Source organism: Pontibacter sp. HJ8, from assembly GCF_054824225.1.
The window spans coordinates 1-11,519 of sequence record NZ_JSYF01000168.1 but is presented as its reverse complement, the minus strand read 5'-3'; the positions used below and the strand labels follow the sequence as shown (position 1 = coordinate 11,519).

11 protein-coding genes are annotated in these 11,519 nt (G+C 53.3%); 1 reads left to right on the top strand and 10 read right to left on the bottom strand.

Annotation, left to right across the window (positions count from 1 at the left end):
- The coding region (locus tag OB13_RS08630; protein ID WP_461489758.1) for a RimK family protein at positions 1-946 on the bottom strand (946 nt) is incomplete at its 3' end.
- A 3-nt stretch (positions 947-949) separates the two neighbouring features.
- Positions 950-1,672, bottom strand: a complete 723-nt coding sequence (locus OB13_RS08625) for a cysteine peptidase family C39 domain-containing protein (RefSeq protein WP_461489757.1) — start codon at positions 1,670-1,672, stop codon at positions 950-952.
- A 148-nt stretch (positions 1,673-1,820) separates the two neighbouring features.
- Between OB13_RS08625 and OB13_RS08620 the strand changes: the two genes are divergently transcribed.
- The gene (locus OB13_RS08620; protein ID WP_461489756.1) at positions 1,821-2,555 is read left to right on the top strand and encodes an MCP four helix bundle domain-containing protein; all 735 of its coding nucleotides are present in this window, start codon (positions 1,821-1,823) and stop codon (positions 2,553-2,555) included.
- Positions 2,556-2,684: 129 nt separating this feature from the next.
- Here the strand turns inward: OB13_RS08620 and argH are convergent, their stop codons facing one another.
- The 8 genes from argH to OB13_RS08580 form a co-directional block, all read right to left on the bottom strand.
- Positions 2,685-4,016 carry an argininosuccinate lyase gene (gene argH / locus OB13_RS08615; RefSeq protein WP_461489755.1) on the bottom strand — a complete coding sequence of 444 codons (1,332 nt, stop codon included), beginning with the start codon at positions 4,014-4,016 and terminating at the stop codon, positions 2,685-2,687.
- A gap of 272 nt (positions 4,017-4,288) precedes the next feature.
- The gene (locus OB13_RS08610) at positions 4,289-5,353 is read right to left on the bottom strand and encodes a M20 family metallo-hydrolase (protein WP_461489754.1); all 1,065 of its coding nucleotides are present in this window, start codon (positions 5,351-5,353) and stop codon (positions 4,289-4,291) included.
- A complete protein-coding gene (gene argB, locus OB13_RS08605; RefSeq protein ID WP_461489753.1) occupies positions 5,346-6,152 on the bottom strand; it encodes an acetylglutamate kinase in 807 nt (268 codons plus the stop codon). The genes OB13_RS08610 and argB overlap by 8 nt, the downstream gene beginning before the upstream one ends.
- 1 nt (position 6,153) lies before the next feature.
- On the bottom strand, positions 6,154-7,113 hold the full coding sequence (locus tag OB13_RS08600) for a Rossmann-fold NAD(P)-binding domain-containing protein (protein WP_461489752.1): 960 nt from the start codon (positions 7,111-7,113) through the stop codon (positions 6,154-6,156).
- Positions 7,113-8,261 (bottom strand): aspartate aminotransferase family protein, encoded by a 1,149-nt coding sequence (locus tag OB13_RS08595; protein ID WP_461489751.1) that lies wholly within the window; start codon positions 8,259-8,261, stop codon positions 7,113-7,115. Before OB13_RS08595 ends, OB13_RS08600 begins: the two co-directional genes overlap by 1 nt.
- A 151-nt stretch (positions 8,262-8,412) precedes the next feature.
- Positions 8,413-9,414, bottom strand: coding sequence for an N-acetyl-gamma-glutamyl-phosphate reductase (argC, locus tag OB13_RS08590; protein WP_461489750.1), 1,002 nt, complete (start codon positions 9,412-9,414; stop codon positions 8,413-8,415).
- Entirely contained in the window at positions 9,414-10,610 is a 1,197-nt protein-coding gene (locus tag OB13_RS08585; protein WP_461489749.1) for an argininosuccinate synthase, read from the bottom strand. The genes argC and OB13_RS08585 overlap by 1 nt, the downstream gene beginning before the upstream one ends.
- A gap of 7 nt (positions 10,611-10,617) precedes the next feature.
- Entirely contained in the window at positions 10,618-11,292 is a 675-nt protein-coding gene (locus tag OB13_RS08580; RefSeq protein ID WP_461489748.1) for a GNAT family N-acetyltransferase, read from the bottom strand.
- Between the last annotated feature and the right edge of the window lie 227 nt (positions 11,293-11,519).

Sequence of the window (11,519 nt, the reverse complement as noted above, 5' to 3'; positions counted from 1 at the left end):
AACCCAGTTCTGCCTCTACCTGCCCCCTGTTGTCTTTGTGAATGATCATGGTCTTGGGGATGGGCACTTTGGCTTTGGTGAGCAGCTCGGCCAGGTATACCTTGTTGGTGCAGCGCAGGATCGATACCGGATCATCGATCACCACCATGCCATCGGCATAGGCTTTGCGCGCAAACTTATAGGTATGGTGGTTGACAGAGGTCGTTTCCCGGATAAAGAGGGCATCAAATTCAGCCAGCCTGCGGTAATCGTCTTTGGTGATGAGCTCTACGTAAAAGCCTAGCGACTCGGCGGCATCAATAAAGTGCTGCAAGGCTTTTTTATCTGACGGCGGCTCTTTCTCGGCCGGATCCACGAGAATGGCCAAGTCGTAGATCTTGCGGGCAATGCGTGCGCCGGAGAAACGGTGGCGGGCAAAGTACGTTTTGGCAAAGCGCACCAGGTAGCGCCAGTGGTGGTCGGGCACATCGTTGATCGGTATAGCCGAAATGCTTTGCAGCACCCACTCCTCCTTGTAGACGAACTGCGCCCGTAGCAGCGGCGCCTGAAACAAATCGTGGAGTTGCCGGCAGAGTTTCTCGTACTTCTGCGCTACGTTCTGGCCAAAGTAAATGCTAAGCGTAAAGGATTTGGATCGCAGGCTTCCGAGGGTTTTCTGGATCAGGTCATTGAGCTCAACGGTGATCGCCCGCACGATGGTCGGGCTTTTGAGGTCCTGCATCGTAGTAACGCTCGGGATCGGCTTATGCCCCCGCGCTTCGGCCAGCAGAGACACATAGTAGCCGGCACTCTGGTACTTATAGGAACGGCACAGGTTGAATATGCGCGCATGTTTTATATCGGTATAGTCTGTCTCGGTCAGGTACGATTGCACATCGACCACCTCCACGTCTTCTATCGCCACATCCCAGTCTTTGGGATTATCCACTACAACTATTTTTCGCATTCGTTATTCCTCGATGGGTTCTGATAAGGCTGGCTTGATGGCCAGCAGGTTTGCATCATAGGTAGCCATACCCAGCATGATGGAATTGAGCAGGCGGGACGCCTTCACCTCGTAGTAATTATTCTGAAAAAAAGGATTCTCCTGGTAGGGGTCCGCCACTACAATGTTTTTCTGATCATCCGAATAGCCACAAAGGACCACAAAGTGCCCCATCGGGAATCCACGTACATCGTCATATACAGAGTTGCCATCGTCGTCGCTGAGCTCGCGGGCGCTTTGATACAGGTAGGTGGAACTCAGGCCCGTCAGCAAAGGAATGCCCTTGTCAAAGTAGTTGCGCAACAGGTTTTTGGTCAGGTCGGTGCAACGCAGTTCCCCTCCCAGTTTCAGAAATTCAATGTAGGCCTGGGTTGCCCGGGTGAACTTGCTTCCCTTTTTGACTTCCAGCTGCTGCTCCAGTTTCTCAATGAAGAGCTCATTGTCAAGTTCGAACCAGGTCGGATCAAAAATGTGCAGGTTATAGGTATAGATACGGGCGATGTAGCCCCGCTTGAGTGCATGACAGGCAAGCAAGGCCTCCAATGTACCTCCCTCATCCAGGTAGGGCACTTCCTTGATGACCTCCCCTAAGGGAATGTTATCCTTGAAATACCGGTACACCGCATGCAGGCTGGTCGGCCCGCAGGTGGAATCGTCTGGTTGCGTATGGATCTTGATCGGAATCACGTGCTATTGCTTTAGTTACGCTACAGTTGAATGTGCCTGTTATACGCTGGCAACAACATAAGTTATTTGCATTATTAAAAGAAGAAATTAACCCTGTTGCTTTCATGCGCCTGAACACCAGTCTGCATTGTTCCGCATAGCCCGGCAAATGTGGCTGATATTTAGTAGCTTCGTACTGGAAACAAGCCGGAAAGCAATGAAATGGGTGTATAGCTTAAAGAACAGGAATCAGGTGGCGTTGGCGCTGGGTTCGATTTTTGCCATCATCATATTGGCAAACTGGTTTGCCAGCTACAGCATCGACCGGGTCCATAACCACTTCCGGTCGGTATACCAGGACCGGCTGGTGCCCTCGCTGGATATATCGGAAGTGATGGAGCGCTATTACCAGAACAGGCTATACCTCGAAGAGCATGTGCTGTCTGAAGGGATGGGACACCAGGATAGCCTGCAACAGCTGGTAGAGGCCAATACGGTTGCCATTGATTCGCTCATCCATAAATTTGAAAATACCTACCTGATCGAACGGGAAAGCGCCGGACTAGCGCAATACAAGCAGCAATTCGGAAAACTGGTGGAAGAGCAGGACAGGATTCTGGAGCTAAGCAGGAGTGGAAAAAAAGAACAGGCAGAGCAGCTCTACCGGACCGAAGGGCAAGAGGCTTTCCTGCACCTGCTGGAACCCCTGCACGGACTGATTCGACTGCAGGGTGAAGTGGGGCAAGAACTGTATGAGTCGGCTGAGAGACAGGTGAAGACGCTGAAAATATTGTCTTACCTGGTGATTGGCCTATCGGTCTTCATCGCGCTGCTTGTGGCCACGCTGCTGCAGGCCACGCGCAAACTCAAAAGTATAAAGCCGCAGAATTACCGCTGGAATTGAGTTGATCTGTATTCTCCAAGCAGCCTGAGCACCCACTAAAGCCAACAGTGCAAGCTGCCCTAAACAAACAAGGACAGGTGAAGACCCGTCCTTGTTTGTTTCCCAATGTCTTTACTTAAACTGGAAATTCTACTTCACCAACTCCTCCAACGCTTTCTCTACCCGCTCGAACCGGAACCCGGCAATCGCTTCTTCCATCAGCGCGGCGATCTCTTTGTTACAGAGGTTGCCTATACTTCCTTCATGCGTATGCACGACGGAGGCCGGTACAGCAAAAGTGCCTGCTTCTATACTTTCTCCTACTTTTTTATAGGCATCCCGGAAAGGCAAACCCGCTAATACTTCGGCATTTACAGCGTCTACGCTAAAGGCATAGGTATACTTCTCTTCTTCCATGATCTTGTCGCGCACCTGGAGCTGCGGCAGCATAAAGGACATCATCTGCAGGCAGTCTTTCAGTTCGCCGAAGGCCGGGAACAGCGACTCTTTAAGCAACTGCAGTTCGCGGTGGTAGCCCGATGGCAGGTTGATGAGCAGCATGGAGATTTCAGTTGGCAGCGCCTGCAGTTTGTTGCACTTGCCCCGCATGATCTCAAATACATCCGGGTTCTTTTTGTGGGGCATGATGCTCGAGCCCGTGGTCAGGTTGTCCGGCAGGCTGACGAAAGCAAAGTTCTGGCTCATGTACAGGCACAGGTCCATCGACATACGGGCCAGGGTAGCGGCAACCGATGCGATGGCCGTACTCACCACCCGCTCTGATTTGCCGCGCCCCATCTGTGCATACACCACATTGTAGTTCATCGTCTCAAAACCCAGCAAATTCGTGGTCAGCTGGCGGTTGAGCGGGAAAGAGGAACCATAACCGGCTGCTGAGCCCAGGGGGTTTTTATCCGCTATCTTGTAGGCTGACTGTAGCAGCAGCACATCATCTACCAGGCTCTCGGCGTAAGCGCCAAACCACAACCCGAACGAGGAGGGCATAGCCACCTGCAGGTGCGTATAGCCAGGCAGCAGCTTCTCTTTGTATTGTTCGCTCAGTTGCTGCAGCACGTCAAACAAGGCCTTCACCTCCTGAACCACCTGCTGCAGTTCGTGGCGCAGGTATAGCTTCAGGTCTACCAGCACTTGGTCGTTGCGCGAGCGTCCGCTGTGTATCTTTTTGCCGGCTTCACCCAGTCTTCGTGTCAGTTCCAGTTCGACCTGCGAATGGATATCTTCCACGCCCGGCTCAATGGCAAAATCTCCGGCCATGATACTCCGGTAAATGTTCTTCATCTCCTGCTGCAGGGCATCCAGATCGCTTTTATCAAGCAGGCCTACGCTCTCCAGCATGCGCGTGTGCGCCAGCGAACCCAGCACATCAAAAGCCGCCAGTTGCATATCGAATTCCGGATCACGGCCTACCGTAAACTGCTCGATCTCTTTTTTGACGTTGGTATTCTTTTGCCAGAGTTTCATGGTTTGGGATTTGTAGATTTGGAAATGTGAAGATTTGAAAATGTACTAAACTTCCTTTGTCATTGCGCGAGCCTCCCGGCTCGTGTATACTATCGTGAGGCCTCCGGCCTGTTTGTATAAAATTTTGGCCGCTTTTTATTTCATTGTAAGCCTGCTATACCTGTTTTGCTTCTGACGAAGCAGTGTAGTCGGAGACTACACATTACAGGTAAGCACGGGAATAATTCCCGCGCCAGTAACGATGTCATGTCTGTTCCCGCTTCAGGTATAGCTTACCTTATGACCCGTTCCAATATAGCAATGTACAGGTTTATACCTTCTTCTATTTCCTTCAGGTAGATGTATTCATCCGCCATGTGGGAACGGGCGGAATCACCGGGTCCTAGCTTGAGGGAAGGTATAGCAAGCAGCGCCTGATCGGATGTGGTAGGAGAACCGTAGGTTTTTCTACCTAATTGCAGTCCTGCCTGCACCAGCGGATGGGCCATGGGTATAGACGATGGTTTGAGGCGCATCGAACGGGGTGTAACCTCCGCTTTCACATGCTGCCGGATCACCTTCAGCACTTCTTCCATGGTATAGGCATCTGTCAGGCGAACATCTACAGTGAACTGGCACTTGTCCGGCACCACGTTGTGCTGTGTTCCGGACTGCACCATCGTCACCGATAGCTTCACCGGACCTAAATGCTCCGACTCCACCGGAAAGCGATACGATTGAAACCACTGGATATCGGGCAACGCTTCGTAGATGGCATTCAGCCCTTCCTCGCGTGCTGCGTGTCCGGAGCGGCCTGTAGCAATGCAATCCAGCACCAGCAGGCCTTTCTCGGCCACCGCCAGTTGCATGAGCGTGGGCTCGCCTACAATGGCTGCCTCCAGTTCTCCCAGTTCCGGCAGGATCAGTTCCAACCCATTTCGGCCGGATATTTCCTCCTCGGCCGTCGCGGCATAGACCAGGTTATACTTGAGTCCTTCCTGCTCATAAAAGTACAGGAAGGTAGCCAGCAATGCGACCAGACATCCGCCGGCATCGTTGCTGCCCAAACCGTATAATTTACCCTCCTCGATCTTAGCCGCAAACGGGTCGCGGGTATAGCCGGTGTTGGGCTTTACGGTATCGTGGTGCGAGTTGAGCAACAGCGTCGGCAAAGCCGGGTTATAGTATTTGTTGAAGGCCCAGACATTGTTTTGCTTCCGCTGCACCCGTACGCCGCTAGCTTCCAGAAAAGCTGCGATTGCATTTGCCGTGCCCTCTTCTTCTCTGCTGAAAGAAGGTATAGCAATGAGCTGTTGCAGCAAGGTCTGTGCATGGAGGTATAGCTGCGTTTTATCCATGGTGCAGCTGCAGTGTAGTACCTGAAAATTTCTTGTCTGCCGCCAGCTCAGGCAGCGCCTCCGCTTCTCCTATCAACACGGCTTTTACCCCTTGCTGCAGCGCCGCAAAGGCATTGTCCAGTTTCGGAATCATACCTGCAGTTACCACGCCGTCTGCTTTCAAGGCTTTGTAGTAGTGTTGATCTATACGTTGTATGACCGAATCATCATCCGCAGAATTGGCCAGCACGCCTTTTTTCTCGAAGCAGTACACCAGTTTGACTGCAAAGAAGGGCGCCAGTGCCGTAGCCAGTACCGAGGCAATGGTATCGGCATTGGTGTTGAGCAGACTACCCTGACCGTCATGGGTGAGCGGCGCGAAAACAGGCGTCAGGCCTGCCTGAAGCAGCGTCTGCAAGGCGGCTGTGTTAATTGTTTCAGGACCAGCCACATCGCCGGCATACCCGTAGTCGATCGTACGGACAGGGCGTTTGGTGGCAGGTATCACATTGGCATCGGCACCGGTCAGGCCGATGGCGTTGCAACCGTGTGCCTGCAACTGCGCCACCACATTTTTGTTAAGGAGCCCGGCATATACCATCGTCACGACACGCAGCGTTTCAGCGTCGGTCAGGCGACGACCCTCCACATACTGCGGCTCAATGCCCAGCTGAAGGCCTATGGTAGAGGCAATTTTTCCGCCTCCGTGTACCAACAGCTTCGGTCCGGGCAGTTGCGCGAAATCAATCAAAAAACGCTGCAACCGTTCCGGGTTGTCCAATACATTGCCGCCAATCTTCAGGATATGTAACGTCTCCATGCTATACCTGGGCTATACCTTCGAGCATACGCTTCAGTACCGCCTGCGCTGCATACACCCGGTTGTTAGCCTGCTCGATCACCAACGAGTTCGGGCCGTCGAGTATCTCGTGGCTCAGCTCCAGTCCCCGACGTACCGGCAGGCAATGCATTACTTTCGCATCATTCGTCAGTGCCAGTTTCTCGTTGGTCATCATCCAGCCTTCGCCGTCTGTCAGCACTTTGCCGTACTGCTCAAAGCTCGACCAGTTTTTCACATAAACAAAGTCAGCGCCCTGCAAGGCCTCATCCTGGTTGTGGACCACCTGCGCGCCCCTGGTGAACTCTTCGGCCAGGTCATAACCTTCCGGATTGGTGATCACCAGTTCCACATCGGCCTGCTGCATCCACTCGGCAAACGAATTGGCAACACAATGCGGGATCGGCTTCACGTGCGGTGCCCAGGTCAGCACCACTTTGGGACGTTTGCCTGCAGTGGCCTGCTCCCGGATCGTGACCAGGTCCGCCAGGCTCTGCAGCGGGTGACGCGTAGCCGACTCCAGGCTGACCACCGGTACGCCAGCCAGTTGAATGAATTTGTTCAACAGGTCTTCGCTGTAGTCTTCTTCCCTGCTTTGCAGCTTCGGAAACGAGCGTATGCCGATGATATCGCAATACTGCCCCATCACAGCAGCGGCCTCCCGGATGTGCTCTACGGTTGTGCCGTTCATCACCACACCATCTTGTGTTTCGAGTGCCCAGCCCTCCTTGTCGAGGTTCATCACCATGACGTTCATGCCCAGGTTCAGACCGGCTTTCTGTGTGCTCATACGCGTGCGCAGGCTGGGATTGAGGAAAATCAAGCCCAGCGTTTTGTCCTGCCCCAAGGCTTTATTGGCCAGCGGAGACTGTTTCAGTTGCAGCGCCTCGTCTACCAGGGCGGCTACGTCCTGCACATCGTTTACGGAAGTAAATTGCTTCATTATGCCAGTTCTTTTTGGGAGAGTATGTTCGTAAATGCTTTCAGGAACTGGTCTGCTTCGGCTTTGCTGATGGTCAGCGCAGGCAGCAGGCGCAGCGTGTTTTTGTTCGATGAACTGCCGGTGAAGATGCAGTGCTGACTGAGCAGCTCTTTGCGGATGGCCGCGCAGGGCTCGTTGAGCTCAATACCGATCATCAGGCCCTGGCCACGCACTTCCTTAACGCCGGGCATACCTTCAAGTTGCTCCTTGAGGTAATGGCCCATGATGGTCGCGTTCTCCAGCAGTTCCTCTTTCTCGATCACCTCCAGCACAGCCAGTGAAGCGGCACAGGCCAGGTAGTTGCCCCCAAAGGTAGTGCCCAGCATACCATGACGCGCCTCTATCTCCGGGCTGATGAGCACGCCGCCCACCGGGAAGCCGTTGCCCATGCCCTTGGCTATGGCGATCAGGTCGGGCTGTATACCGGCATGCTGGTGCGCAAAGAATTTACCTGAACGGCCATAGCCCGACTGCACCTCATCCAGTATCAGCAACGCTCCTACGCGCTCGCAACCGGCAGCCAGTGCCTTCAGGAATGTAGGATCCGGAATGTTTACCCCGCCAACGCCCTGTATACCTTCAACGATCACCGCTGCCAATTCCTGTCCATGCTCATTGAGAGCCGCCGCAAAGGCAGCCACGTCGTTGAAGGGCAGAAAAATGATGTTCTCCGTTTCGTTCAGAGGCGCTACGATACTGGGATCATCGGTAGCAGCCACGGCGGCCGACGTACGGCCATGAAAAGAGCGCTTGAAGGAAATCACCTTTTTGCGGCCTGTATGGAAGGATGCCAGTTTCAGCGCATTCTCGTTTGCCTCGGCTCCGGAATTGCACAGAAACAGATTGTAGTTTTCGTAACCGCTTAGCTTACCCAGCTTTTCTGCCAGTTCCTGCTGCAGGGGCATCTGCACCGCGTTGGAATAAAAACCGATGTCGTATAGCTGGCGCGCAATGCGCTTGAGGTAATGTGGGTGAGAGTGACCGATGGAGATAACAGCGTGGCCGCCGTACAGGTCGAGGTACTTTTTGCCTTCCTTATCCCAAACGGTAAGTCCGGTGGCTCTAACTGGCTCTATGTCGAAGAGCGGGTAAACATCGAAGAGGTTCATGGCTGTGGAACTAGATATAGGAGGTTAAATAATAGATGTAAAACAGAGTTCTTGGGTACTGTAGCATAATTTCAGTTATCAGTTATAAGTTAGTAGTCAGGAGTAAGCAGTGTTCAAAATTTGTTTACTGTTTACTGATTCCTGCTCACTGTTAAAATGCTGTCGCTTTCAGTTTCAATCCGGTCGTTTCTTCAAGGCCGAAAACCAGGTTCATGTTCTGCACGGCTTGTCCGGCCGCACCTTTCAGCAGGTTATCGATCAGGCTCGTGATGACGAGCATCGGACCGTGCTTCTGCAGATGCAGCACACATTTGTTGGTATTCACCACCTGCTTCAGATCCGGATTCTGGTCTGTCACAAGGGTGAACGGATGACCGGCATAGTAGTTCCTGTACAAAGCCTGCGCCTCTTCCAGCGAAAGCTCTGACTCCAGATATGCGGTGATGAAAATTCCCCGGGCAAACGGGCCGCGGTAAGGTATAAAGTGGATGTCCGGCTGGCCTTCCGGCTGCAGGTGCACAAGGCTGCGCTTGATCTCGTGCAGGTGCTGGTGCTCCATCACTTTGTAAGTCGAGACATTTTCGGTACGCCAGCTAAAATGCGAGGTAGCGCTCAGGCTTTGGCCAGCACCGGTCGAGCCCGTGATGCCGCTCACGTGCACAGCTGCATTGAGTAGGTTTTGCTTGGCCAGCGGCAGCAGCGCCAGCTGTATACCTGTGGCAAAACAGCCCGGGTTGGCAATATGCTGCGCCTGCTGTATCTGCTCGCGTTGCAATTCCGGTAAACCGTACACAAAGCTTCTGCCCCCGGCTACGACAGTCTCGGTATCTGTGCCTTCGTTCCAGCGGAAATCCTGGTTCAGGTCGATGATTCTGGTCTCAGCCGGCACATCATTTTCGGCCAGGAATTTTGCAGCTTCCCCATGCCCCGCGCAAAGAAAAAGGACGTCGACAGGTATGGCGGCATCAGCAGAAAACATCAGCTCCGTTTCACCCAGCAGGTCGGAATGCGCGGAAGAAACCGGTTTGCCTGCCTGGCTGCGGCTCTGCACAAAAGCCAGCTCCACATCCGGATGAAGCAGCAGGAGGCGCAGCAGCTCGCCGCCGGCGTATCCTGCTCCGCCTACAATGCCTGCTTTTATAGGTGCTTCCATTATAGCTCCGTGTTATTGATCTTGTGGTACATCATGGCCTGGTTGCCGAATATCTTGGAGAAACCTTTCACATCGTCTCCTGACCAGGCATTGTTCATTTCACCGTAGCTGCCGAATTTAGAAGACATCAGGTCGTGCTCTGATTCGATGCCTTCCACCTGGAATCGGTAAGGTGCCAGCAGCACATGTATTTTGCCGGTCACATTCTCCTGCGTTTCCTGCAGGAAGGTTTCGATGTTGCGCATGGTCGGGTCAATGAACTGGCCTTCGTGCAGCCAGCTGCCGTACCAAGTCGCCAACTGGTCTTTCCAGTAGAGCTGCCACTTGGTGAGCACGTGTTTCTCCAGGGTATGGTGCGCCTTGATGATCACCATCGGGGCGGCAGCTTCGAAACCAACCCGGCCCTTGATGCCGATGATGGTGTCGCCTACGTGGATGTCGCGGCCAATGGCGAAAGGAGCTGCTATTTCCTGCAGTGCCTGTATCGCCTGTACCGGGCTGTCATAGGTTGTATCGTTCAGGCCCACCAGTTCTCCCATCACAAAGTGAAGGGTCACGCGCTCCGGCTGCTCTTTTGAAAGCTGTGTCGGGTAGGCCGTTTCCGGCAGTGGCAGGTGCGAAGTAAGCGTTTCCTTGCCGCCTACGGAGGTACCCCAGATGCCTTTGTTGACGGAATACTGCGCTTTTACAAAGTCATATTCTACGCCGTGTTGTTTGAGGTATTCGATCTCCTCCTCGCGGGAAAGTTTCATGTCGCGGATCGGGGTCAGAATACCGATCTCCGGGATCATTACATGAAATATCATGTCGAAGCGTACTTGGTCGTTTCCGGCTCCGGTGCTGCCGTGGGCTACATAGTCGGCGCCCAATGCCTTGGCATGACGCGCAATAGCCATCGCCTGCGTCACGCGCTCGGCACTCACCGACAGCGGGTAGGTGTTGTTCTTGAGCACATTGCCGAAGATCAGGTACTTGATGCAGCTCTGGTAGTAGGATTGTACCTCGTCCAGGCTGGTATGCTGTGCAACGCCCAGGTCATAGGCGCGCTGCTCGGTTTGCTGCAGTTCTTCTGCTGAAAAGCCACCGGTATTCACCAGTACCGAATGTACTTCCAGGCCTTTTTCTTCTTTGAGGTATTTGACACAGTAAGAGGTATCGAGGCCGCCGCTGAAGGCTAAAACTACTTTCTTCTTCATGGTTAGATTAAATGCTTTTCGGGTTGATGCTCTGGCTATCGGAGCCTTTGGTATAGCTGCTATACACAGCAGTTTTAGATGGTTCGATCGGTGTCAGGATCTGCAGTTCTTCGCGTGCGATCGGCTTCTGCTCCCGCGCCGGGTCAAACAGCATGGCCGTGCACAGGCAGTTGCTGCGCTCCTTCATCATCAGGATCTCGTAGTTCACGCAGCTCTTGCAGCCGTTCCAGAACGCATCGTCATCGGTCAGCTCCGAGTAGGTCACCGGACGGTAGCCCAGGTCGGAGTTGATCTTCATCACGGCCAGGCCGGTGGTCAGACCAAAGATCTTGGAATCGGGGTACTTGGTGCGCGAGAGCTCGAAAATCTTGTTTTTGATGAGCTTGGCCAGTCCGCTTTTGCGCAGATCCGGGGACACGATCAGGCCGGAGTTGGCCACATACTTTCCGTGGCTCCAGGTTTCGATGTAGCAGAAGCCTGCCCACACGCCGTTTATATCGAGCGCGATCACGGCTTTCCCCTCCAGCATTTTCTGAGCAATGTATTCAGGCGTCCGCTTGGCTATACCTGTCCCTCTGGCCTTGGCGGATGATTCCATCTCATCACAGATCTGTGCTGCATAAGACGTATGTTGCACGTCGGCAACAGTAATAATAAAAGGAGTTGGAGATTGGTTGCTCATTCTAGATAAAATATACCCGTGCCATACCTGCGCATGGCCATCTTTAAACAAGTAAATAAATACAGGAATACAGCAGAGACCGGCGATACGTAACCGTATATCCTTGCTCAGGTGCTCATTCAGAAAAAATAAAAGGGGAAGAATGACTACCACATAGGCAGTCAGGAGTCATGTCGGCCTAGGGCCTGTAGCGGACTATGGCGTTGATGGCTCTCAAAACTATCCTG